This window comes from Paenarthrobacter sp. OM7 (assembly GCF_029873575.1).
In the GTDB taxonomy this organism is placed as follows: Bacteria; Actinomycetota; Actinomycetes; order Actinomycetales; family Micrococcaceae; genus Arthrobacter.
Genome location: NZ_CP123579.1, coordinates 631955 through 654141 on the forward strand (window position 1 = coordinate 631955; position 22187 = coordinate 654141).

Here is a 22187-nt window from a genome sequence, read left to right on the forward strand (position 1 = left end):
GGAGCCATGACCTCCACGCTTGATACTGCTGCTGCCCGCGCCCGCCTTCTTGAACTCATCAAGGAACTGGCGGTGGTCCGCGGCAAGGTGATCCTCTCCAGCGGCAAGGAAGCGGACTACTACATCGACCTCCGCCGCATCACCCTGCACCACGAGGCCTCCAAGCTGGTGGGCCAGGTCATGTTGGCAATGATCGACGACGCCGGCGTTTCAGTTGAGTGCGCGGGCGGACTCACCATGGGTGCCGACCCCGTCGGAACCGCTGTGATGCACGCCGCTGCCGACGCCGGCCGTGCCGTGGACGCCTTCGTGGTCCGCAAGGCCCAGAAGTCCTACGGCATGGGCCGCCAGGTGGAAGGTCCCTCCGTTGAGGGCCGCAACGTGGTGGTCCTCGAGGATACGTCCACCACCGGCGGGTCCGCGCTGACCGCCGTCGAAGGCGTCCGTAAAGCGGGCGGCAATGTGGTGGCCGTCGCCGTGATCGTCGACCGCGACACCGGCGCGAAAGAGAAGATCGAAGCCGAAACCGGCGTGCCGTACCTCTTCGCTTTCGGCAAGGACGAGCTGGGCCTCAGCTAAGGAGTTTTGTACAGCCGTTGACCGTAAAGGCGCATCTTAAGGGCATCAGCTGCACACAAACCATGGGGCTGTGAGGTACCACCTTCCGAAGCCTATGCTTGCTGCGTGGACGTTCAAGTAGGGAAGCTCCCGGCACCGGCGGAGGTGGACCAAAACCTCGCCGTGCCGGCTTCTCCTGAACCGGAGAAGGCAGAGGATCCGGGCGCATGGGCCCGGATCCTGCCTTACGCTGCCCGCCTCAAGAAGACGTCCCGTCGGAACTTCCTCATCACCGCCGGAGCCTCCGCGGCGCTGGCCGGGGACATGCTTTTCACCCGCCGTGTCCAGGCTGAACGGCGGGCTACCAAGATCCTCCGGGTTCCTGATCCGTACTCGGACTTGTACTTCCCCAAAGCCAGCTGGATCCTGTTCCCCGGGTACAAAACCAGCTGGGAAGAAGCCCAGTGGATCCTCAACTCACTGCGTCCTGCCCTGCACCAGCGCGGCCGCCTTGCCGCCGTCGGATATTCCAACCTGGGACTGGACGTGGACGAGATCGTCCGGGAAATCATCCTGCACGTCCGCGAACTGGAACTGGAGAAGCTCTACTTCTACGGCCACAGTTTCGGCGGGATGCTCGCCACCCAGGTGGCCGCCCGCCTCTTGGAACTGCACGGGGTGGAAACGCAGCTGATTGTCCTGGATTCGAGCCCGTTCAGCCGCGCCGACGTCCTGGACCAGAGCTGGTTCGACGGCGTCGTGTTCCTGTACGAGAATGGCTTCCGCATTCCGTCGGTCCTCCGAGGCGGCTATGAGCTGGGGGAGCGCGTGGCGCACAAGGACGAGCGCACGTGGCGGCAAATCCTCGACCAAAGCCTCGAACAGCTCTCGCCAATCGCTCCTTCCAGCGTGCTCATCCAGACGGAGTCGGCGTACATTTACCACTTTGACGGACTCCGCCTGGCCGGAAAGATCGGTGGCGCCAAGATGGCCTTTTTGGGCAACGCCAAGGACGGCACCGTGGATTACGAGTCGGCGCGTGCGGGGTGGAGCAAGGTCTTCGGCAACAATATGGCGTTGCCCACGCTCAGCACGGAAGGCGCACGGCCCGCCCACGCCAGCCCGCAATGGAACGGGAACATCTACCGCCCGCTGCTGGAACGGGTCCAGGACGAACTCCAGCCGCTCCCGCCCCAGCCTGAGGAGCCGTCGTACCAGGAACCGAATGGCAGGGTCATCCGCCCGGCCTAGGTGCTGACCGGGCTACCATAGGCCCCACGATTAACGCAGCGCTTCAACCTCGACGGCGGTAAGGCCTGCCTCGCGAAGGAAGCTCCGCGCATCGCCGAACTCCTCCGCGAAGGCAGCGAGGAAATGCCGCATCGCTGCTTCAGGGCTCTGCAGGACCATCAGTTCCGGGCTGAAATAGGCCGCAGGAGTGGAGGGGACATGCAGTCGCCACGTTTCAGCCATGACTTCCAGCATGGTGGGAAGGCTGAGGGTGGTGGTGGTGTAATCCTCCACCACGGCATTCTCTGATCCGCCACCGGCCAGGAGTGCGATCGCCGACACCACCCCCGTGCGGTCCTTGCCCAGCGAGCAATGGACCAGCGTGCGCTTGCCGCGCGCAACGGGCCGCAGCGCATCAGCGACCCACTCCGGACGCATCTTGATCCAGCCGAGGTACAGCTCGCCCAGATCCTCCGCTGTCTCCACCGCATGGAGCGAGCCGGCGATTGCGTTCGGGTCCAGCGGGTTGTTCACGAGTTCGACGACGGGCGGGGCGACGGCGGCAGGCCGGGTACCGTCGTCGTGAACTTTGTCGTTTTGAACGGCTTCGTGGCCAGGGATCAGCCACGGAACCAGGGAACGCTCAAGCTCACTGCGCAGGTCCACGATCGCCTGGATGCCGTGCTCCGCCAGGAACCCCGACGTCGCAGCGGCATCCAAACCGAACGGCTGGCTCCCCCTGAGAATCCGGCCACCGGCCAGAGGACGCAGATTGAGCACAGCCATGGTTCGGTCCTTTTTGTCCTTTTTAGATCTGGCTCTTGAGGTCGGCCACGGAGTTCAGGATCTGATTGGGACGGAACGGGAAGGAAACGATCTCCTCGCGCTGCGTGATGCCGCTGAGCACCAGGACTGTGTGCAGGCCGGCTTCCATGCCCGCCACGATGTCCGTGTCCATGCGGTCACCGATCATGGCCGTAGTCTCGGAGTGGGCGTCGATCTGGTTCATGGCTGAACGGAACATCATGGGGTTCGGCTTGCCCACAATGTAGGGCTCGCGACCGGTGGCCTTGGTGATCATGGCCGCGATAGCACCGGTTGCCGGCATGGGCCCGTCCTTGGAAGGACCAGTGGCATCCGGGTTGGTGGCGATGAAGCGGGCGCCGGCCAGGATGTGGCGGACGGCCATGGTGATCGCTTCAAAGGAGTAAGTGCGGGTTTCGCCAAGGACCACAAAGTCGGGATCGGTATCGGTGAGGATGAACCCGGCCTCGTGCAAGGCCGTTGTCAGCCCGGCTTCGCCGATGGTGTAGGCGCGGTTGCCCGAATCCGAGGACTGGACCTGATCCTTGAGGAACTGGGCGGTGGCCAGGGCAGACGTCCAGATGTTCTCCTCCGGAACCTCCAGGCCGGACGCGCGCAGGCGGGCTGCGAGGTCGCGGGGGGTGAAAATGGAGTTGTTGGTCAGGACCAGGAAGCGCTTGGAGGTATCTACCCAGCGCTGGATGAGTTCAGCTGCGCCGGGGATCGCCTGGTTTTCATGGACCAGGACTCCGTCCATGTCCGTAAGCCAGCATTCAATTTCGTGGCCGTTTCGATAAACCGATGTGGACGTGGTTTCTTCTGCCATATTTGCCTCCGGCTGGGATTGTTCATGCACTGCCACCAGTCTTTCATCAATCTGCGGCCCTAACATCCTGTGGTCACGCTTATGTGGGTAGTTCTGCCCATGTGGATATCCGCTGTGACTTGCGGTGGACGCCTCGGACTCGACTACGCTGGGGGCGGCGCAGGCGTGCCACCACCATGGGTCGGGGGATCGACATGGTGGTTTTTATGCGTCGCCCACGCTTCAGCAGGTCCCCTCTTCCGGTTTATCCATCGGGTTGTCCCCAGAAGCATCCCGGTGACTCACTGCCTTCGAAAGGTCCTGCCATGAGCAACAACAATGGAGCCCCTCAGCCTCCCTACAACCCCGACGGCGTGCCGCAGCCGCGCTATGACACCGGGCAGGGGCAGTACGGCCAGTACCAACCGGGGCAGACCCAGCCCATGTACCAGCCGGAGGCGCAGCGTCAGGAGGCCCAGCAGGGCCAGCCAGGCTTCCCGCCGCCGGGTGCCGCATACCCGGGCCAGCCTGGCTACCCGGACGGACCCGGAGGACCCGGAGGACCCGGAGGGCCCGGCCAGAACCCGGGCGACCACAACAAGAAGTCGCTGTTCCTCATCCTCGGTGGTGTCGCCGTCGTCGTGATCATTGCGCTGGTGGTGGCGTTCACCTGGCTGATCCCGTCGATGACCAAGCCCACCGCAGTGGAGACCCCGGCGCCGTCGGTAACATCCTCGGACGAAGCTTCGGAGGCAGCGTCCGAGCCGTCTGCTGAACCCTCGGGCGACGCATCGGCGTCGAGTGATATCCCTGCCGGCGCCATCCCGCTGCCGGCCGTGTGGGAAGAGCTTGCCGGACCCAGCAACGTTCCGGCGGACGGCGATCCGCTGTTCAGCAAGTGGGTGACAGGCGAGTCCTCCTTCCAGTACTTGGCCGAGTGGACCCAAGACGAGTCGTTCGGCATCACCAAGGACCCCACCACTGGCGAAGAGATCCAAAAGAAGGCCCAAGGCACGGTAGAAGCCGACGGCGAAGGCATTGCGCTGGCCTACGCGTTCTTCGCAGAGTCCGGGGAAGGCAAGTTCGGCAAGGATCCGGAAGAGGTCAAGAAGGCCATCCAGGACATCGAAGCCCGATACAAGGGCATGACCGCCACGGAGCTGCCCCAGAACCTGGTGGGCCACAAGTGCACCTCCGACTTCAAGACGTCCATGCCGGAAATCCGTGAGTTCCGCCGTGGTGCCGCAGTAGTCATCGGCTTTACGTGCACCAATGCCCGTGGCGAAGCCATCCAGGCCGTGAACTTGTTCTCCGTAACCCCCTGGGGCACGCCGCAGATGCTCGGCGTCAGTGGTCACAAGACGTACTGGGATGCGCATCCGGGACTCTTTGAGCAGTTGGCCAACTCCTACCGCATCAACAAGTGGAAGATGGGCTAAGAGCCGCTCGACCCAGCCCGCCCAGGCGGGCGACGGGGCAGGGCTAAAGTTGAGGGGTGACTGACCTTCCCCCCAACACAGCCCTGCCCACCCCTGCCGAAACCACGCCGGAGGGCGAGGCAGAAGCGAAACCCGAGGTCGGCGTCGGGCCTTGGGAAGGCGAGCTGCCGGCGGGTGACCATTGGGATCCGGACCTGTTGAGGGATGGTGACCGCCGCAACGTGGTGGACCAGTACAGGTACTGGAAGCACGAGGCAATCGTGGCGGATCTCGATTCCAAGCGTCACGACTTCCACATCGCCATCGAGAATTGGCAGCACGACCTCAACATCGGCACCGTGGTGCGGACCGCCAACGCGTTCCTCGCCAAAGAGGTCCACATCATAGGACGACGGCGGTGGAACCGTCGCGGGGCCATGGTCACCGACCGCTACCAGCACGTGCGCCACCACCCCACCGTTGAGGAATTTGTCCAGTGGGCGGAGGGCGAGGGGCTTGCGGTGATCGGCATCGATATCTTCCCGGATTCCGTGCCCCTGGAGACGTACGACCTCCCGAAAAACTGTGTATTGGTGTTCGGGCAGGAAGGTCCCGGCCTGTCGCCCGAGGTGCACGATTCCGCCGTCGCCACGCTGTCCATTGAGCAGTTCGGCTCCACCCGGTCCATGAACGCGGCCTCAGCCGCGGCCATCGCCATGCACGCGTGGGTCCGCCGACACGTGTTCCAGCAACCTGTCAGCTAGGCAAGCCTCAAGTATCAGCCCCCGCCGATGCCCGTCTACCGATCTTTCAGGGTGGCTTTTCCGTCCACGATCTGGATCTCACCAGAGGCCCTGGGTGTTACAAGCTCAACCTTTGGTTCCCATTGCGGGGCGTCGTCACGGCCGCTGTTGACCTCGTAGCTCACGGAAGCCTTGCCCGCTTCCTCCGACTGGATGATCCAACCGTCCTCGCTGCGAAGGAGAGTGAAGGTGGGCTCCTTCTCTATGGTCCATTTCAGATTGCGGGTAGGGCGGTATTCGTAGAGCGCGAACCCGGAACAACCACGACGTGACGCTTCGGATGCATTGACCGGAGTGGTGGCAGTACATTCACTTCGTTTGTTCTCAAGAAGCGTCCGGGTCTCATCCAGAAGCAGTTGGCTGGGTATCACCGTCAAACGTTCGGTGGTCTTGGAAATCGCCCGGTCAATGCTGACCAAGGCCTTCTGCTCTTCGGCCGTTGCGTACTTGTCTCCGGAAATGCCCAGGGTGTACTCGCCGGGGAAGGCCGGCATCAGCAGTTGGGAATCCCTCGCCCCGGTTCCGGCGCCAGGAGCGGCAACGTCGACGCCGTTCACGGTGAACGACTCCACGGGACGGGTGGAACTGAGCCGGATCTTTTGGAAGTTTTTAGCCCCAACCTTCCACTCGCCTTCAGGTGACTTGGTCATCCTCAGAATGATTTCCTGCTTGCGGCCGTTCTGGGTGACTTCGGCAGTGACAAAATCCGACCTTGCGTCCATGATCCGGTAACCGTCAATGTGCTGCCCTGCATTTTTGTACACGTTGCTCTGGAGGAGAGCCTTTTCATTTTCGGGGACGCCAGGGTCGGATACGCTCAGGGCTTTCTCGCCGTCCCCGTCGATCAGGGCCTGGAAGTATGTTTCAGCTGTTGCGCTGACGTCCTGCGCCGGTGACAACGATGAAACCAGGAGAACCACACCAGCGGTGGCAGCGGTGAGGACTACCGCTGCGCCCGCTGCGATGGCAATAATCAGCTTCCGGTTCCGTCTGGGTTGCCCTTCGGGAAAAGTACCGCCCTGCTGCTGCAGGTATGGCGTCAAGTGGGGCTGGTTGTTTGCACTCGGGGGGATCTCCATTCCCGCAGTATATCCACCGTTTAGATGAATCGGGGGTGGCAGGGGGAGTCTCAACCCGGCGGAAGTGTTAAGAGCTCCAGTGACCCGAAACACGGCGGCACGGCGGATATCGCTAGGATGGGTGCTAGCCGTAAGCGGTCTACTCCAGGGTTACCAACCCACAGACGAATCAGCATAGGAGTCACCATGCCCATTGCAACCCCAGAGATTTACTCCGAGATGATCGACCGCGCAAAGGCAGGCGGATTCGCTTTCCCCGCGGTCAACGTGACGTCGTCGCAGACTCTGAACGCTGCGATCCGCGGTTTCGCCGAGGCCGAATCTGACGGCATCATCCAGGTTTCCACCGGTGGCGCAGCCTACTGGTCCGGTGCCTCGGTCAAGGACATGGTTGCCGGTTCCCTCGGCTTCGCAGCGTTCGCCCGCGAAGTTGCCAAGAACTACAACGTCAACATCGCCCTGCACACGGACCACTGCCCGCAGGACAAGCTGGCGGACTTCGTCCTGCCGTTGCTGGCTGCTTCCGAGGAAGCCGTCAAGGCCGGCAAGGACCCGATCTTCAACTCGCACATGTGGGACGGCTCGCACGAAGCCCTCGACGAGAACCTGCGCATCGGCCGTGAACTGCTGGAACGCGCTGCTGCTGCGAAGATCATCCTCGAGGTTGAAATCGGCACGGTTGGTGGCGAAGAAGACGGCGTTGAGAACGAAATCAACGAGAAGCTCTACACCACCACCGAAGACGCCCTCGCAACCATCGAGGCCCTCGGTGCCGGCGAAAACGGCCGCTACCTCACCGCCCTGACTTTCGGCAACGTGCACGGCGTCTACAAGCCGGGCAACGTCAAGCTCCGCCCTGAACTGCTCAAGCAGATCCAGGCCGAGGTCGGCGCGAAGATCGGCAAGGAAAACCCGTTCGACCTCGTCTTCCACGGCGGTTCGGGCTCCACGGAACAGGAAATCGCTGACGCCGTTTCCTACGGTGTGATCAAGATGAACATCGACACCGACACCCAGTACGCGTTCACCCGCCCGGTGGCCGGCCACATGTTCTCCAACTACGACGGCGTCCTGAAGGTCGACGGCGAAATGGGCAACAAGAAGACCTACGACCCCCGTGTCTGGGGCGCTTCGGCAGAAGCCGGCATGGCCGCGCGCATCGTCGAAGCTGCGCAGCAGCTCGGATCGGTGGGCAAGACCTTCTAATGTCCGACGAATTCCGAAAGAACCTGATGGGGCCGGAGCCTACGCTCCTGCCCGCCGAAAACGAGATCTACCAGCACCTTGCACTCGGCAAGGAAGCACTGGACCTCGTAGCGCAGAACCCCACGTCGTCCCTCCTGTGGGCCATCCTCGCGGAGGAAGCCTGGGCTGAAGGCCGGACCATCGAGTCTTACGCCTACGCCCGTGTTGGCTACCACCGCGGCCTGGATTCGCTGCGCCGAAACGGTTGGCGCGGCGTCGGACCCATCCCGTGGGAGCACGAGCCCAACCAGGGCTTCCTGCGTGCTCTCTACGCACTGGGCCGTGCGGCGTCGGCGATCGGCGAGGCTGAAGAGCCGGAGCGGATCGAGAAGTTCCTGAACGATTCGGACCCGAAAGCCAAGGCTGCGCTCGAAGCCCGTTAGGACCCAAGCAAACAACGACGGCGACCCTCACCAAAAGGCGAGGGTCGCCGTCGTCGTTAACAGCGTTGGTCGAACAGCGTTAGTCCGTGACCGCAGAGTGGCGTGGCCGTCCCAGCGGGACCACCAGCGGCGTGTGGGTCACGGGGTCATCGATGATCCGGCACGCCATGCCGAACACTTCCTCCACCAAGGACTCGGTGATTACTGCAGCGGGTGCGCCCTCGGCCACCACCACGCCGTCCTTCATGGCGATGATGTGGTCTGCGTAGCGGCTGGCATGGTTGAGGTCGTGCAGCACGGCAACCAGCGTGTGGCCCTTGTCCAGGTTGAGCTCGCGGAACAGCTCCAACAGCTCGATCTGGTGCGCGATATCGAGGAACGTCGTGGGCTCGTCCAGGAGCATCAGCGGTGTCTGCTGGGCGAGGACCATGGCTACCCACACGCGCTGCCGCTGGCCGCCGGACAGTTCGTCCACCAGCCGGCCGGACAAGGAAGCGACGCCGGTGGCCTCCATCGCTTCAACCACAGCCGTTTCATCCGTCACTGACCATTGGCGGAGCAGCTTCTGGTGCGGGTATCGGCCGCGGGCTACAAGGTCCGCCACGGTGATGCCGTCGGGGGCGATGGAGGACTGGGGCAGGAGCCCGAGGCGGCGTGCCAGTTCTTTCGCAGGCAGGGACGTCACGGATTTTCCGTCCAGCAGCACCTGTCCACTGCGGGGCTTGATGAGCCGGGCGAGTGCGCGCAGCAGCGTGGATTTACCGCAGGCGTTGGGCCCCACGATCACCGTGAACTGTCCCTCGGGAATGCGCACATTGAGGTTCTCGGAGATGATGCGTTGCTCGTAGCCGATGGTCAGTGCTTCGGCATGGAGCTGTGGCGCGGCCGTAGTGAGGCTCATGATTTCCTTGCTTCCCTGGCCAGGAGCCAGACGAGGTAGATACCGCCGATGCACACCGTCACCACGCCCACAGGCAACTGGATCGGGGCGAACAAACGCTGGGCCGCGAGGTCGCTGGCCACCAGGAGGAAGGCCCCCATCGCGGCCGAAGGCACCAGCGTGATCCCGGCGCTGCGGGTAAGACGCCGGGCGAGCTGCGGTGCGGCCAAGGCGACGAACGCGATGGGACCGGCAACCGCCGTGACGGCTGCAGTCAACGCCACACCCAGGATCAGCAACAGCAAACGGGTGGGTTCCGCCCGGACGCCCAAGGCGCGCGCGGCGTCGTCGCCCATTTCCAGAAGCTGCATCCGGCGCGCGGCCGCCAGCGTAGCCAAACCAACCACAACAACCACGACGGCGGCAGGCGCCGCTTGCTCCCACGTGATGCCGTTGAGGGACCCGGCTCCCCAGACGGCTGCCGCCAAAGCGGCCTCAAGTTCCGCCTGCAGGATCAGCCAGTGGTTGAACGCGGCGAGCATCGCGCTGATGCCGATGCCCACGATGATGAGCCGGAATCCTTGGGAGCCGCGCCGGTAGGCCAGCAAGTAGACGGCCAACGCGGTGAGGATACCGCCAACGAGCGCTCCTGCGGCAATGCCAAGATAGCCCCCGCCAAGGGTCAGCATGACGATGAGCGCACCGGTGTAGGCGCCCGTATTGAAGCCGATGATGTCCGGGCTGCCCAAGGGATTCCGGGTCATGGATTGGAAGATGCCACCGCTCATGCCAAGTGCGGCACCGAACACCAGCGCCGCGAGTACCCGGGGGAGCCGCCATTCCATGACGATGGTTTGGGCCAGCCCGGGGGCATCACCGGTGAAGGCTTGCAGGACCTGTTGTACTGAAACGTCGTAGTCGCCGGTGGCCAAGCTGATCACGGCAACAGCCAGGGCGGCGAGGATCAACGGGATGCAGACAAGGATGCTGCGGACATCGAACCGGAGGCTCAGCGAACGGTTGCGAAGCAGGACAACGGGCCGGCCAACATCCAGGCGCGTCATAGCCCACTCACCTTCCGGCGCCGCGCCAACGCGATCAGCACCGGCGCCCCGATGAATGCGGTCACCACACCAACCTGGAGTTCCCCGGGAGCGGCGATCCGGCCCACCACGTCTGACACCAAGAGCAGGATAGGGGAGAGCAGCACTGTGGTTGCCAGGATCCATCGCTGGTCAGGGCCGACGATCCACCGGGCAACGTGTGGAATCATGAGGCCCACGAAGCCGATGGCACCGGCACCGGCAGTTGCCGCGCCGCTGAGGAGGGTGATGGCCACGACGCCCATGATCCGGGTGCGGTTGACGTTGGCGCCGAGGGAGGTAGCAAGGTCGTCGCCCAACGCCACGGCGTTGAGGCCGCGGACGCAAAACAGTGCGATCAGCAGTCCGGCACCCATGAACGGCGCAACAGTCATCACCGACTCCATGCTCCGGGTGTCCAGTGAGCCAATGCTCCAAGAGCGCAGGTGGTCAAACGCCTTGGGGTTCAGGAGCGTGAGTCCAGAGCCGATCCCCGTGAGGACCGCGCCCAAAGCAACGCCGGCCAACGTCAGGCGGATCGGGTTCACCACGTTCCTGCCGGAAGTACCGATCAGGTAGACGGCCGCGGTTGTCAGGATGGCTCCAATGAACGCGAACCAGATGTAGCCGCTGAGGGATCCGATCCCGAAGACGCCGATGGCAATGACAATGGCAAACGACGCTCCAGCGTTGACGCCCAGGATGCCGGGATCGGCCAAAGGATTCCGCGTGATCGCTTGGATGAGCGCGCCTGCCACGCCCAGGGCAACACCGACGGCGATGCCCATCAACGTTCGCGGCAGCCGGTTCTGCAGGATGATCGCGTGATCGGCTGAGTCCTGGGTGTTGGTGAAGGCGTCAAGGACGGTGGACGCTGGGATGAATTTGGCTCCCACACCGAGGCTCAGGATCGCGGCGCCGAGAAGGACCGCCGCCGCGAACGCCAGAAAGAGGATCCGCCAGCGGGACTTGACGACGACGCCGGAACTGGCAACTGCGCTTGCAGCCGGAAGGGCGGGAGCGGCTACCGGGGACATAGCGCCGTCAGTGGGAACACAGCAGGGGACCATTTCGAAGAGGGGCAACAGTAAGACGGCCATTTCGTGACTGTCATCACAACGTCACGAAAGTGTGCCTTAATTAGGTTAGCCTTACCCAGTGAAAAATGACGATTTTGAAGTACAGCCGCACAAGGCTTCCCGCGTGCGCCGAAGTGCAGTGCGCAGGCTGGCTATGAAGATGGCCGGAGTCGCTGTGGTGGCAGGCCTCCTTGCGGGCTGCGGCACCAGTGGTGGCTCAGGTTCGGCCGCCGGCAACGCCGATGTTGCCACCGGCGGCTCCAAGTTCACCACTGCGGACCAGGAAACAGCCAAGTTGGGCACCGACGCCGCTCCCGGCGTTTTCCCGCGCACCCTGAAGCACGCCAACGGTGAGACCACCCTGGAGAAGAAGCCCACCCGCGTGGTGGTCCTAGACACCGGCGAGTTGGACGACGTCGTGACCCTCGGCATCACGCCGGTGGGCATGGCCACTACTGAAGGCGCCAACCCTGTCCCCACCTACCTGGCTGACAAGGTCAAGGACGTGGCTTCGGTAGGCACCATCCAGGACCTCAACCTCGAAGCAATCGCGGCGCTGAAGCCGGACCTCATCCTGGGCAGCCAGCTCCGCGCCGACAAGCTGTACAAGCAGCTGTCCACCATCGCCCCCACGGTCTTCAGCATCCGTCCCGGCTTCCCCTGGAAGGAAAACTTCCTCCTGGTGGGCAAATCCCTGGGCGAGGAAGACAAGGCCGTCAAGGCCCTCAACGATTACCAGGCCGAGGCTGACGCCCTGAAAGCGGATGTGAAGGGCGATCCCAAGATCTCCCTGGTGCGCTTCCTCCCTGGCAAGATCCGCCTCTACGCCAACAAGTCGCTGATCGGTGTCATCCTGAAGGACGCCGGCCTGGCCCGCCCGGAGAACCAGAACATCGACGAACTCGCTGCCGAAATCTCGGCCGAGAACATCGAGCAAGGCGACGCCGACTGGATCTTCTACAGCAGCTACGGCGATCCCGCAGCAACCGGTGAAACGTCCGTGGTTGAAGGCGCTGTCTGGCCCAAGCTCGGCGCAGTCAAAGCCGGCCAGGCCAAGGCTGTCAGCGACGACGTCTGGTTCCTCGGCCTCGGCCCCACCGGCGCGCAGCTGATCCTCAAGGACCTCCGGAGCATGCTGGTCGGCTAACGCCGCCCCAACAAAAGCACCCCAACGACGACGGCGGCCCTCACCGGAAAGGTGAGGGCCGCCGTCGTTTGCTGCTGGTGATCAGGCCTTGCGGGGGATACCCGTACGTGCCATGGCCTCGGCGTAAGCACCGTGGATGGCGTCCAGGTATTCCTGCTGGCGGGCCGGGGTGCCGGCGAAGGAGCGGCCACCCAGCGAACGGACCTTGAAGGTCTTGAAGCCGCGGCGGGCGATGCTGGCCGGAGCGGCCTTCATGAGCTGGTCGGCCAGGCGGTGTGCCTCATTGCCGTGCGCCACCAGGGCGGAGGTGCGCGGCAGGAGCTGCAGGAGGCGCAGGAGCGGTTTCAGGCCTTCGGTGATGTTGGCGGGTGTGAGCTTGCCCGGTTCCTCATTGGGCTCGATCCACGGGTAGGCGTTCCACGGCATCATGAGCGCGGGACGGAGGCCCAGCTGCCACTGCATGCCAAGCATGCGGGTGGTGGCTTCTTCGTCGCCCGGGTTGATGAAACCCTCGCCGGTGGTGGTGCGCTGATTGGAGAAAAGGCTGACGATGCGGCAGTCATCCATGCTGTGGGCGGGGTCGATGTAGAGGACCTCGCTGCCCGGCTTCTGCACCTTGATGGAGTCGCACAGCTCGTTGACCTCGGCGATGTGCGGTTCGTAGCGGCGGTTCCAGAGGATTTCTTCGGGTGATTCAGTCGCCAGTTCTTGCATCAGGGGTTAGGTCTCCTAGGTGTTACAGCGCACCGTTCCAAGGGGCCGCGGGCATGCCGCAGCCGAACCTCAAAGGGTGCTGTTGGGGGCTAACTAACCTTACCGGACTATGGGGGTGAACGGGGCCCGCTTCGGCGCGCCCTTTAAATGCGACGCGGCGTGTTGCCCGGAAACGTGTCCAGCGTCTCGACGGCCGCGGCCCACGTTCACCGAAGCAGAACTGGAGTTCGTGGCGGGTGAGTAAATTCAATAACTATTTCTGCAGGTCAAAGCGTTGACATAGCTCCGCGGGGATGATCGGTTGGAACCATCGGTTTTGGGGGGAACCAGCCGGGGACCTCCACCTCCGGGCTCCGATCATTTGATCGTCAGCATCACATCAATCGTGGGGGTAATAGTGGTTGCAGCAGCATCATCACCAGAGACGGATCCGGATCATCGCGGCACCAAGCCCGGAAAGTCACCTAAAATCCGTGCCATTCTTGCCGGCGGGCTGGTGCTGGGCGTGGGCGCAGCCATCACCTTGGCAGCGTGGAATGACTCCGAGTTTGCCCAGGGAACTTTCACCGCCGGTGCGTTCAACCTTGAGGGCAGCACGGACGGGACCGCCTTCGGGGAAAACCCCGTTTCCGACCCGGCAACTCTTGGCTTCACCGCCGCGCCAGCCAACCTTGCGCCCGGCGATGTGGTCACAGCACCCTTCGCAGTCAGGCTGGATGGCACAACAACCAACGACGCCACGGTCACTGTTTCCACGGAAGCATCCACCGGAGCATTGACCGGACTGACGTACTCGCTCACGCAGTCCACCGATTTCGGGTGCGCTGAACCGGTAACGGGAACGCTGGTGGCAGCCGGTCAGGCATTGGGCACGACGCCGGGCAGCGTCACTTTCGCGCTGACGCAAGGAGCCGGCACGGCCGACGGCGACGCCGTGAACCTCTGCTTCCGGATCACTGCCGATGATGGCCTCGTCCAATCCCAATCCGGGACCACCACCTGGGAATTCGCCGCGCAATCGCAGTAATCCATGGGCCGACGAGAAGCCGAAACCAAGCGCGGTGCGGCCCTGCTCCGCATCCGCGCACTCCTTGCCGGGACGTTGGTGCTGGGGCTCGGGAGCTCCATGACCCTGGCATCGTGGACTGACAGCGATTTCGCCAGGGGTTCCTTCGGAGCCAGTGTGTTCGTCACCGAATCCAACGTCACCAAGCCGTACAGCGCCTCAGGGACGTGGAGTGCCAACGACGTTTCGCCCGGTGCGGCGCTGGTCTTCACAGCAACTGCCATGAGCCCCGGCAGTGTGGCCTACGCGCCGTTCGCCATCAGGACCAAAGCAACCTCCGTGGCGGGCGAAGTGGTACTCGGTGTCCCTGTGGTGACCAGCAGCGGCGTCGGCGCTGCCGATCTGGGCGCCGCACTGCGCTACCGGGTGGTTCGTTCTGCGACCTGCGAGGCCGCGTCCTTCACCGGGTCGCCAACGTTCGTGGTGGGCAGCGACGGCGCCAAGCCGTTCACGCAAGGGCAAGCGGCCGGCGTCGTCAATCCCTTGGCCGCTGCGACGGCAACGCTGCCAGGGGCGCCCACGCAGTTCTGCTTCGAAGTGACGCTTCCAGCTGGTGCCAACAATGCCCTGCAGGGCCAAACCGCCACCGCTACCTGGCAATTTACTGCCACATCAAGCTCATGAGCCGCCGTCGGTTCCGTCGCGGTTTGCAGGAAACCGTGTTGAACATCGCTGCGGCGGGTGGCGCTGTGTGCATCCTGGCGGTGGTTTGCGCGCTGTTGTTCAACATCACGCTGATCATGTTCAAGACGGGGTCCATGTCACCGGCAATTCCGGCCGGTTCACTGGCCGTAGTCCGAGAGATCCCGGCGGATGAGATCGCCGTTGGCGATGTGGTGACCGTGGACAGGCCTGGGAAGCTCCCCATCACGCACAGGGTCCAGTCGATTGCGCCTGCGGACGGAACCATGCGAACCATCACCATGAAGGGCGATGCCAATACCGAAGCCGATCCCGCGCCCTACGTCGTGGAGAAGGTCCGACTGGTCTTCTGGTCCGTACCGGGGCTCGCGCATCCGCTGGCCGCAGCCGCCAACCCCGTGGTCCTCGGCGCCACCACCGTGGCTGTGTCCGCTCTGGTGACCTGGGTGCTGTGGCCGCGGAGCCCACGCCGAGGCAGGACCGGGCAGCATGCGGCGGCGTAGCCGGGTGGGGATGGCGGGGTTGCTGGGCGCACTGATGCTGGGCGCCGCGCCTGTTGCTCCGGCAGTTGCAGCCACTGTTGCCGCCGACAACCACCCGTCCGGATGGTTGGAGCTCGACGCTGGTCCGGCCGGCAAAGTGCATCGGCTCACCCCGGGCGGGAGCGCAGATTGGGCGATGGCCGTCAATGTCCGCGGTGAGCCTGCTGCCTCCCTTTATGTGGTGCTGAAAGACGGGCCGGCGGCAACAGATGTCCTGCGGGACTTCCTCAGCGTTGAACTCCAGTCCTGCGCCCAACCTTGGAGCGGAGGTTCCTGCGCCGACGGCCACCGCGTGTTGATGCACAGGACCGCACTGAACAGTACGGGTGGGGTGCGGGTGGACCTCATGGGCCATGGAAACTCCGGACCGGCCAATGCCCACGTCCTGCTGACGGCAACCCTGGCGGAGGATGTTCCCCGCGAAGTGCAGGGGAGCCGGACGCAGATCGTGGTGGGCTTTCACGGTTCAGGGGACGGAGATGGGGCTGGAGCGGGCGGCGGGGCCGGCCCGGGCGGGAACGCTGGGAGTGGAGGCTTCCCCGGAAACCCAGCCGGGCCGTCGTCGGGCGCTCTGGCTGATACGGGGTTTCGGCTGGGCGGCTTCGCGCTCCTTGGTTTCGTTGCGGTCGCGGCCGGTTTTGGGTTGGCCCGGCTGCGGGGCGAGGTGCAGTGACGGTGTTTAAGCGGGCACGGGTGGGACTGTTGCTGGCGTTGCCCCTTGCCGTGGTGCTTTCGGTGGTGAACCCGCCGTCCGTCACGGAGGCGGCGTGGCAACGGGGACAGTTTTCGGCAGGCAGTTTCGGGACGGTGACCATTCCGGCGCCCACGCTGAATGGCCAGTGCACCTACGATCCCGGCTTTCTTGGCGCCGGTGCTTACGTTCGTATTCTTTGGAAACCACCAGCGGGATACACCTTGGCCAACGCCGAAGTGCAGGTGTCCACCAGCGGGCTGGGATCGGCCTTGGCTCCCCTGACGGGGTATAACCTGGCGGGCAACACCACAGGGAATGCCACCTCCGGATACATCACGGACGTCCAGACGAACCTGTTGGGCGGGTTCTTGGGCCTCGGAACAGAGCTTCAAATCGCCATCGTGATCAAGGACCTCGGGTGGACGTCCAAGTCCGCCTCCGTCGCCTCGAACGCCGGGCTGGTTGGCGGTCTCGGCGGAAACTGCCGTAATCTGCCCGCGGCGTAGGGCCCGCTGGCCCGCCGAAGTTTCCCTGGGGAAAACTTCACCCGGCCGCCTTTCAAGACACCTTGACACCAGAGAAACCGGCGTCATCGGCTAAACTTGGCTGGTAAGAGCCCCGAACTCTTGCGTATGCCAGCCCTTATGGCAGGCTGCACCGGTATCGTCGGGGCATTCTCATGTACGGCGCCAATCCATCGCGGCTTGGCCCGAAAGAATGGGGGAGGATCCCATGCCCGCTATCGTGATCGTCGGAGCCCAGTGGGGCGACGAAGGCAAAGGCAAAGCAACCGATCTGCTCGGTGGCCGCGTTGACTACGTGGTCAAGCCCAACGGCGGTAACAACGCCGGGCACACCGTGGTTGTTGGCGGTGAGAAGTATGAGCTGAAGCTCCTTCCAGCGGGCATCCTGAGCCCCAACGCCATTCCTATTATTGGCAACGGCTGCGTGGTGAACCTCGAGGCCCTGTTCCAGGAGATCGACGGCCTCGAAGCCCGTGGCGCGGACACGTCCCGCCTGCGCGTCTCGGCCAACGCCCACCTGGTTGCTCCGTACCACCAGGTGCTGGACAAGGTGACTGAGCGCTTCCTTGGCAGCCGTGCCATCGGTACTACCGGCCGTGGCATCGGTCCTGCCTACATGGACAAGGTGGCCCGCCTGGGCATCCGGGTCCAGGACGTCTTCGACGAGTCCATCCTCCGGCAGAAGGTGGAAGGTTCGCTGCGCCAGAAGAATGAACTCCTGGTGAAGGTCTACAACCGCCGGGACATCGTGGTGGACGAGATCGTGGAGTACTTCCTCGCCTTCGCCGAGCGCCTGCGCCCGCTGGTCATCGACAGCACACTTGTCCTCAACAACGCCCTGGACGAGGGCAAGGTTGTGCTCATGGAAGGTGGCCAGGCAACGTTCCTGGACGTTGATCACGGCACCTACCCGTTCGTCACCTCGTCCAACCCCACGGCTGGCGGCGCATCGGTGGGCTCCGGGATTGGTCCTACCCGCATCTCGCGCTCCATCGGCATCATTAAGGCGTACACCACCCGGGTTGGCGCGGGCCCCTTCCCCACGGAACTGTTCGACGAGATGGGCGTCTACCTGCAGAAGACCGGCGGCGAGTTCGGTGTGAACACCGGCCGTCCCCGCCGTTGCGGTTGGTACGACGCCGTCCTGGCCCGCCACGCTGCGCGCGTGAACGGCTTCACGGACTACTTCGTCACCAAGCTGGACGTCCTCACGGGCATCGAGCAGATCCCGGTTTGCGTTGCCTACGACGTCGACGGCGTCCGCCACGACGAAATGCCCATGACGCAGACCGAGTTCCACCATGCAGTGCCCGTCTTCGAGTACTTTGACGGCTGGACCGAGGACATTACCGGCGCCCGCACGCTGGAAGACCTCCCGGAGAACGCCCGCAACTACGTGCTGGCCTTGGAAAAGCTCTCCGGCACGCGCTTCTCGGCCATCGGCGTCGGCCCGGACCGCGACCAGACGATCGTTGTTCACGACCTGATCAACGACTAAGTTTTACCCAGTCACGACGACGGCGGGTCACCTTGGTTCCTCACGGAACCGACCGGTGGCCCGCCGTCGTCGTCGCAGGGGTGGGCACGCGACCCGCCGGGCGGGTTCTGCGACCGGGCGCTGCATGGCGCCGTCGAATGGCGTACTCGGCCACCACCAGGTTGATGACCCAGGACGCGCCCATCAGGACTGCACGCGTGGTCTCGTCGGTGGGGCCCACCATCAGGATCCACGGCAGCAGCACCAGGGCTTGCGTTCCAGCTCCCAGTGCGATGGCGTAGGCGCGCGTCATCCAGGCTCCGTGCGCTGCGAAGTCCCGTCGGCGAATCGCCAGGATTCCGAGGATGATGCCCCCGACCATGGCGGTACCAAAGATCAGCCGAAGAACCAGCAGTGCCTCACCGTCAGTTTCCGGGAGGGTGTAGAAGACGGACATCCACAGGCCGGACAGGCCGGCGAGCAGGCCTGCAGGAACCAGGATGCGCCCGGATATTTCGTGCCAGGACCGCCTGCCCCGGCGAAGTCCGGGGCCCCGCCTAAGGGTAGGGACGAACTGAAAAGCCCCCAGCAGGCTGTACACCGTCACTGTGACGATGTGCGTAATCACCGGGAGTGGCGAAGCGAAGAACCTCGCGTTCTCCGGAGTGACGGTTGCGCCACCAGTCAGCTGAGTCAGACGCGCCGCGCCGGCGATGGCAGGAATGAGACTGAGGGCAATCAGCGCCGCGGGCACGACCCACGTCATGCGGCCGCTCCGGAACGATGTGGTGGTTTTCGATCTCATGACTCCGCCTTGGGGGTAGAGGTGTACGGCGTACACCTTGATGATCGAAAGACTAGGTGTACGCTGTATACCTGTCAAGACCCGGCCCGGATTTTGGCTGAGGGGAAGGGATCAACCGATGACCCAACTTGCGGAGGCCGCGCAGCGCGTGCCCTTGAACCGCGACCGAGTGCTGCAAGCTGCCGTTACTCTCGCTGACGAGGCAGGTCTCGAATCACTGAGTATGCGCCGGCTCGCCCAGGAACTTGGGGTAGTTCCGATGGCGCTCTACAAGCACGTGGCCAATAAGGAAGAACTCCTCGACGGCATGGTGGATTCCATCGTGGGGGAGATCGACCCACCTGTGCCCGATGCTCCATGGAAGACCGTGGTCCGTCTCCGGGTGCTTTCGGCCAGGCGGGCGCTCCTTCGACATCCTTGGGCCCGCCCTGTCATCGAAACCCGCACCAACACTACGCCGGCGGTCCTTGGGTACATGGATTCCTTCGTGGGCATGTTCCTTGCGGGCGGATTATCCGAGGACCTGACGCACCACGTGATGCACGCCTTGGGTAGTCGGATGTGGGGGTTCACTCAAGAGGTCTTTGACGACCCGGCAGGGAACGGCGCCAAGGACCAGCCACATATCACGGCGGAAGCCCAGGCTGCGATGGCCCGGCACATGGCGGAGAGCTACCCCAATCTTTTCCGGATCGCTGTGGCGGCAGCGCATGATGACGAGTCAGTGGTGGGGAATGGCTGCGACGACCAGTTCGAGTTCGAGTTTGCCCTGGACCTGCTTCTTGACGGATTCGAGCGACTCCACCAACGGAACTGGACATCAGGCGGGGGTAAGCGCGCATGAGCACAGCGGCCGAAGAAGGAGTCGGGTTCCGATCCCGGCGGGGACCCATTCTGATTGCACTGATGCTCGCCACGGGCTTGGTGGCGATCGATGCCACCATTGTTGCCACGGCCGTGCCGTCAATCGTGGAGGACATTGGCGGTTTTGCCTCGTTCCCGTGGCTCTTTTCTGCGTACCTGTTGGCGCAGGCGGTCTCGGTGCCCGTCTATGCCAAGCTCTCGGACGTTGTGGGCCGTAAGCCGATGATCCTGGGCGGGATTGGCCTGTTCCTGCTTGGCTCGATTCTCTGCGGCCTGGCTTGGAGCATGCCGGCGCTCATCGCGTTCCGGGTGCTTCAGGGCCTCGGGGCGGGGGCAGTCCAACCTGTGGCGATCACGATTGCCGGCGATATCTACACGCTGGCTGAGCGGGCCAAAGTGCAGGGCTACCTGGCCAGTGTGTGGGCGGTTTCTTCCGTGGTGGGACCAACTCTGGGAGGCGTTTTCGCATCCCTGGGAATCTGGCGCTGGATCTTCCTCATCAACATTCCATTGTGCCTTCTGGCTGGTTGGATGCTCCTCCGGGCCTTCCACGAGGAAGTGGAGCGGACCAAACACCGGATCGACTACTTGGGAGCGGGGCTGCTGACGGTTTCTTTGAGCCTGCTCATTCTGGGGGCGCTTCAGGGCGGCCAGGCATGGCCTTGGGACTCCGCGGTCAGCATCTCTGTTTTTGCCGGCGGGGCCTTGTTGTTCGTAGCGTTCCTCTTGGTGGAAAGGAAGGCTGCAGAGCCGATCCTGCCACCGTGGGTTGTCTCCCGCAGGCTGCTGGCGACGACGGCGATGATCTCTTTCGGCGTGGGTGCCGTCATGCTTGGGCTTACTTCCTACGTCCCAACGTTCCTGGAAGGGTCCCTGAAGACCTCACCCCTTCTGGCCGGGCTCGCCTTGGCGGCCTTAACCATTGGCTGGCCCATCAGTGCCTCGCAAGCCGGCCGGTTGTATCTCCGCATCGGATTTCGGAACACGGGCATCATCGGCATCGTGATCACAGTCATCGGCACGGCTCTCCTTGCCCTCACGGCCTCATCGCCCAGCGTCATCCTGGTGGCAGTGGCGTGCTTCATCGTTGGGCTCGGACTCGGGCTGGTGGCAACGCCGAGCCTCATTGCCGCCCAGACCAGCGTCGAATGGAACGAACGCGGCGTGGTCACCGGTACCAACCTGTTTGCCCGTTCGATCGGCAGTTCCATTGGCGTGGCTGTTTTCGGTGCCATCGCCAACGCTGTCTATGCCAACGGCCCCAGCGGGGGTCCCGATCCGCAAACTACCGTTTCGGCGTCCACTGCGGTATTCGTGGCTGTGCTTGTCAGCGCAGTCCTTACCGTCGTGGCGGTGCTGGCGATGCCTGCTGAGGGGAAAGTCAACACCGCCGAACCGGCCCCGAAACCCAGCTCGGAACACGCGAACGACTAGTCTCGAAGACATGGATGAACTGATCACCGGCACCTTGGAAAAGTTGTTTGAAGGAACCGTGTGGGCGGAGGGTCCTCTCTGGATTCCGCAGTCGCAGACCGTACGTTGGAGCGACATTCCCAACAACAGGATCCTTGAGTTCTCGCCTTCTACCGGAGCGACGCGCGAGTACGCCGCCGGCGTCGAATACACCAACGGGCGGACGCTGGACCGTGACGGCAGCGTGGTGCAGTGCAGCCACGGCCGCCGGCGTATTGAGCGGGACCACGACGGCGTGGTGACGCCGATCGTTGCGGCGTTCGGTGAGCATCGGCTCAACTCGCCCAACGACGTTGTCGTGGCTGGGGATGGCACAGTCTGGTTTACTGATCCTCCGTATGGAATTCTTCCCGGGACGGTGGAAGGGCACGAGGGTGAGCAGGAGTACGGCGGTTGCTATGTCTTCCGCTTCGACCCGGCCACGGAAGAGCTGACCCCCATGGTCACGGATCTGGTACACCCCAACGGGCTGGCGTTCTCCCCGGATGAGTCACTCCTGTATGTAGCAGACACGGCGGGTCCAGCCTTGGGAGTGCCGTTCCGGATAGCTGTCTACCCGGTTGAGGGCGGCGGCTGCGGAGAGGGCAGCACATTCGTTGAGCTCGAAGACGATGCGGCCTCGGACGGCTTCCGTGTGGACATCGAGGGTCGCGTGTGGACGTCGGCGGGCTCGTCAGTACGCGTCTACGCCCCCAGCGGTGCGCTGCTGGCCGCCGTCGACGTTCCGGAAAAGGTCTCCAATCTCTGCTTCGGCGGGCCTGATGGGCGCGATCTCTACCTCACGGCCACGACGTCCTTGTACCGGCTCCGGACCTCGACACGGGACACGACCATGAGAGTACCCTGAACACAGCACCCGCCGCTGCTATCGAG

24 protein-coding genes are annotated in these 22187 nt (G+C 63.8%); 16 read left to right on the forward strand and 8 right to left on the reverse strand.

The window, feature by feature from the left end:
• The first annotated feature begins 6 nt into the window (after positions 1-6).
• Positions 7-579, forward strand: a complete 573-nt coding sequence (pyrE, locus tag QEH68_RS03050) for an orotate phosphoribosyltransferase (RefSeq protein WP_207596107.1) — start codon at positions 7-9, stop codon at positions 577-579.
• A gap of 105 nt (positions 580-684) precedes the next feature.
• Positions 685-1809, forward strand: a complete 1125-nt coding sequence (locus QEH68_RS03055; RefSeq protein WP_280626371.1) for an alpha/beta hydrolase — start codon at positions 685-687, stop codon at positions 1807-1809.
• A 30-nt stretch (positions 1810-1839) separates the two neighbouring features.
• Here the strand turns inward: QEH68_RS03055 and QEH68_RS03060 are convergent, their stop codons facing one another.
• A complete protein-coding gene (locus tag QEH68_RS03060) occupies positions 1840-2574 on the reverse strand; it encodes a tyrosine-protein phosphatase (RefSeq protein ID WP_280626372.1) in 735 nt (244 codons plus the stop codon).
• Between the two features lie 22 nt (positions 2575-2596).
• Positions 2597-3418: an HAD-IIA family hydrolase gene (locus tag QEH68_RS03065; protein WP_035761154.1), complete on the reverse strand. Its 822-nt coding sequence runs from the start codon at positions 3416-3418 to the stop codon at positions 2597-2599.
• A 305-nt stretch (positions 3419-3723) separates the two neighbouring features.
• Here QEH68_RS03065 and QEH68_RS03070 point away from each other — a divergent pair, with 305 nt between their 5' ends.
• A complete protein-coding gene (locus QEH68_RS03070; protein WP_280626374.1) occupies positions 3724-4836 on the forward strand; it encodes a hypothetical protein in 1113 nt (370 codons plus the stop codon).
• Positions 4837-4892: 56 nt separating this feature from the next.
• The gene (locus tag QEH68_RS03075) at positions 4893-5579 is read left to right on the forward strand and encodes a TrmH family RNA methyltransferase (protein ID WP_280626376.1); all 687 of its coding nucleotides are present in this window, start codon (positions 4893-4895) and stop codon (positions 5577-5579) included.
• Between the two features lie 35 nt (positions 5580-5614).
• Here QEH68_RS03075 and QEH68_RS03080 read toward each other — a convergent pair whose 3' ends face one another.
• Positions 5615-6697, reverse strand: coding sequence for a hypothetical protein (locus QEH68_RS03080; protein ID WP_280626378.1), 1083 nt, complete (start codon positions 6695-6697; stop codon positions 5615-5617).
• Positions 6698-6883: 186 nt separating this feature from the next.
• On the opposite strand from QEH68_RS03080, the gene fbaA reads away from it, so the two are divergent.
• Positions 6884-7903 carry a class II fructose-bisphosphate aldolase gene (fbaA, locus tag QEH68_RS03085; RefSeq protein ID WP_207596113.1) on the forward strand — a complete coding sequence of 340 codons (1020 nt, stop codon included), beginning with the start codon at positions 6884-6886 and terminating at the stop codon, positions 7901-7903.
• Complete coding sequence (locus QEH68_RS03090) at positions 7903-8325, forward strand: DUF3151 domain-containing protein (RefSeq protein WP_039239501.1); 423 nt, start codon at positions 7903-7905, stop codon at positions 8323-8325. Before fbaA ends, QEH68_RS03090 begins: the two co-directional genes overlap by 1 nt.
• A gap of 79 nt (positions 8326-8404) precedes the next feature.
• Here QEH68_RS03090 and QEH68_RS03095 read toward each other — a convergent pair whose 3' ends face one another.
• The 3 genes from QEH68_RS03095 to QEH68_RS03105 are packed head-to-tail and all read right to left on the reverse strand — an operon-like array spanning position 8405 to position 11357.
• Complete coding sequence (locus tag QEH68_RS03095; RefSeq protein WP_207596114.1) at positions 8405-9226, reverse strand: ABC transporter ATP-binding protein; 822 nt, start codon at positions 9224-9226, stop codon at positions 8405-8407.
• Entirely contained in the window at positions 9223-10269 is a 1047-nt protein-coding gene (gene fepG, locus QEH68_RS03100) for an iron-enterobactin ABC transporter permease (protein WP_207596115.1), read from the reverse strand. The genes QEH68_RS03095 and fepG overlap by 4 nt, the downstream gene beginning before the upstream one ends.
• Positions 10266-11357 (reverse strand): iron chelate uptake ABC transporter family permease subunit, encoded by a 1092-nt coding sequence (locus QEH68_RS03105; protein WP_280627962.1) that lies wholly within the window; start codon positions 11355-11357, stop codon positions 10266-10268. The genes fepG and QEH68_RS03105 overlap by 4 nt, the downstream gene beginning before the upstream one ends.
• A gap of 163 nt (positions 11358-11520) precedes the next feature.
• Between QEH68_RS03105 and QEH68_RS03110 the strand changes: the two genes are divergently transcribed.
• Positions 11521-12513: an iron-siderophore ABC transporter substrate-binding protein gene (locus QEH68_RS03110; RefSeq protein WP_089593533.1), complete on the forward strand. Its 993-nt coding sequence runs from the start codon at positions 11521-11523 to the stop codon at positions 12511-12513.
• Positions 12514-12594: 81 nt separating this feature from the next.
• Here the strand turns inward: QEH68_RS03110 and QEH68_RS03115 are convergent, their stop codons facing one another.
• A complete protein-coding gene (locus tag QEH68_RS03115) occupies positions 12595-13227 on the reverse strand; it encodes a uracil-DNA glycosylase (protein ID WP_207596116.1) in 633 nt (210 codons plus the stop codon).
• Between the two features lie 385 nt (positions 13228-13612).
• Between QEH68_RS03115 and QEH68_RS03120 the strand changes: the two genes are divergently transcribed.
• The 6 genes from QEH68_RS03120 (at position 13613) to QEH68_RS03145 (ending at position 18193) form a co-directional block, all read left to right on the forward strand.
• The gene (locus QEH68_RS03120; RefSeq protein WP_280626397.1) at positions 13613-14254 is read left to right on the forward strand and encodes a SipW-dependent-type signal peptide-containing protein; all 642 of its coding nucleotides are present in this window, start codon (positions 13613-13615) and stop codon (positions 14252-14254) included.
• 3 nt (positions 14255-14257) lie between these two features.
• Positions 14258-14917 (forward strand): SipW-dependent-type signal peptide-containing protein, encoded by a 660-nt coding sequence (locus QEH68_RS03125; protein WP_280626399.1) that lies wholly within the window; start codon positions 14258-14260, stop codon positions 14915-14917.
• Entirely contained in the window at positions 14914-15438 is a 525-nt protein-coding gene (locus tag QEH68_RS03130) for a signal peptidase I (RefSeq protein ID WP_280626400.1), read from the forward strand. Before QEH68_RS03125 ends, QEH68_RS03130 begins: the two co-directional genes overlap by 4 nt.
• The gene (locus tag QEH68_RS03135; protein WP_280626401.1) at positions 15425-16150 is read left to right on the forward strand and encodes a hypothetical protein; all 726 of its coding nucleotides are present in this window, start codon (positions 15425-15427) and stop codon (positions 16148-16150) included. The genes QEH68_RS03130 and QEH68_RS03135 overlap by 14 nt, the downstream gene beginning before the upstream one ends.
• Positions 16147-16677 carry a hypothetical protein gene (locus QEH68_RS03140; RefSeq protein WP_280626402.1) on the forward strand — a complete coding sequence of 177 codons (531 nt, stop codon included), beginning with the start codon at positions 16147-16149 and terminating at the stop codon, positions 16675-16677. Before QEH68_RS03135 ends, QEH68_RS03140 begins: the two co-directional genes overlap by 4 nt.
• 226 nt (positions 16678-16903) lie before the next feature.
• Complete coding sequence (locus QEH68_RS03145) at positions 16904-18193, forward strand: adenylosuccinate synthase (protein WP_280626404.1); 1290 nt, start codon at positions 16904-16906, stop codon at positions 18191-18193.
• 40 nt (positions 18194-18233) lie between these two features.
• Here the strand turns inward: QEH68_RS03145 and QEH68_RS03150 are convergent, their stop codons facing one another.
• Entirely contained in the window at positions 18234-18977 is a 744-nt protein-coding gene (locus tag QEH68_RS03150; protein ID WP_280626405.1) for a DUF2306 domain-containing protein, read from the reverse strand.
• Positions 18978-19095: 118 nt separating this feature from the next.
• Between QEH68_RS03150 and QEH68_RS03155 the strand changes: the two genes are divergently transcribed.
• From QEH68_RS03155 to QEH68_RS03165, 3 genes are read left to right on the forward strand one after another with little or no spacing between them, the layout of a single operon-like run.
• Positions 19096-19821 (forward strand): TetR/AcrR family transcriptional regulator C-terminal domain-containing protein, encoded by a 726-nt coding sequence (locus QEH68_RS03155; protein ID WP_207596119.1) that lies wholly within the window; start codon positions 19096-19098, stop codon positions 19819-19821.
• Positions 19818-21275, forward strand: a complete 1458-nt coding sequence (locus QEH68_RS03160) for an MFS transporter (RefSeq protein ID WP_280626406.1) — start codon at positions 19818-19820, stop codon at positions 21273-21275. The genes QEH68_RS03155 and QEH68_RS03160 overlap by 4 nt, the downstream gene beginning before the upstream one ends.
• Positions 21276-21285: 10 nt before the next feature.
• Positions 21286-22161, forward strand: coding sequence for an SMP-30/gluconolactonase/LRE family protein (locus QEH68_RS03165; protein ID WP_280626408.1), 876 nt, complete (start codon positions 21286-21288; stop codon positions 22159-22161).
• Positions 22162-22187 lie beyond the last annotated feature (26 nt).

Coding starts and splice junctions, on each gene's coding strand:
- QEH68_RS03090 (WP_039239501.1), top strand. CDS start 7,903: ATGTCCGACGAATTCCGAAAGAACCTGATGGGGCCGGAGCCTACGCTC.
- QEH68_RS03155 (WP_207596119.1), top strand. CDS start 19,096: ATGACCCAACTTGCGGAGGCCGCGCAGCGCGTGCCCTTGAACCGCGAC.
- QEH68_RS03145 (WP_280626404.1), top strand. CDS start 16,904: ATGCCCGCTATCGTGATCGTCGGAGCCCAGTGGGGCGACGAAGGCAAA.
- QEH68_RS03160 (WP_280626406.1), top strand. CDS start 19,818: ATGAGCACAGCGGCCGAAGAAGGAGTCGGGTTCCGATCCCGGCGGGGA.
- QEH68_RS03125 (WP_280626399.1), top strand. CDS start 14,258: ATGGGCCGACGAGAAGCCGAAACCAAGCGCGGTGCGGCCCTGCTCCGC.
- QEH68_RS03095 (WP_207596114.1), bottom strand. CDS start 9,226: ATGAGCCTCACTACGGCCGCGCCACAGCTCCATGCCGAAGCACTGACC.
- QEH68_RS03065 (WP_035761154.1), bottom strand. CDS start 3,418: ATGGCAGAAGAAACCACGTCCACATCGGTTTATCGAAACGGCCACGAA.
- QEH68_RS03135 (WP_280626401.1), top strand. CDS start 15,425: ATGCGGCGGCGTAGCCGGGTGGGGATGGCGGGGTTGCTGGGCGCACTG.
- QEH68_RS03150 (WP_280626405.1), bottom strand. CDS start 18,977: ATGAGATCGAAAACCACCACATCGTTCCGGAGCGGCCGCATGACGTGG.
- fepG (WP_207596115.1), bottom strand. CDS start 10,269: ATGACGCGCCTGGATGTTGGCCGGCCCGTTGTCCTGCTTCGCAACCGT.
- QEH68_RS03110 (WP_089593533.1), top strand. CDS start 11,521: ATGAAGATGGCCGGAGTCGCTGTGGTGGCAGGCCTCCTTGCGGGCTGC.
- QEH68_RS03060 (WP_280626372.1), bottom strand. CDS start 2,574: ATGGCTGTGCTCAATCTGCGTCCTCTGGCCGGTGGCCGGATTCTCAGG.
- QEH68_RS03070 (WP_280626374.1), top strand. CDS start 3,724: ATGAGCAACAACAATGGAGCCCCTCAGCCTCCCTACAACCCCGACGGC.
- fbaA (WP_207596113.1), top strand. CDS start 6,884: ATGCCCATTGCAACCCCAGAGATTTACTCCGAGATGATCGACCGCGCA.
- pyrE (WP_207596107.1), top strand. CDS start 7: ATGACCTCCACGCTTGATACTGCTGCTGCCCGCGCCCGCCTTCTTGAA.
- QEH68_RS03130 (WP_280626400.1), top strand. CDS start 14,914: ATGAGCCGCCGTCGGTTCCGTCGCGGTTTGCAGGAAACCGTGTTGAAC.
- QEH68_RS03115 (WP_207596116.1), bottom strand. CDS start 13,227: ATGCAAGAACTGGCGACTGAATCACCCGAAGAAATCCTCTGGAACCGC.
- QEH68_RS03105 (WP_280627962.1), bottom strand. CDS start 11,357: ATGGTCCCCTGCTGTGTTCCCACTGACGGCGCTATGTCCCCGGTAGCC.
- QEH68_RS03080 (WP_280626378.1), bottom strand. CDS start 6,697: ATGGAGATCCCCCCGAGTGCAAACAACCAGCCCCACTTGACGCCATAC.
- QEH68_RS03165 (WP_280626408.1), top strand. CDS start 21,286: ATGGATGAACTGATCACCGGCACCTTGGAAAAGTTGTTTGAAGGAACC.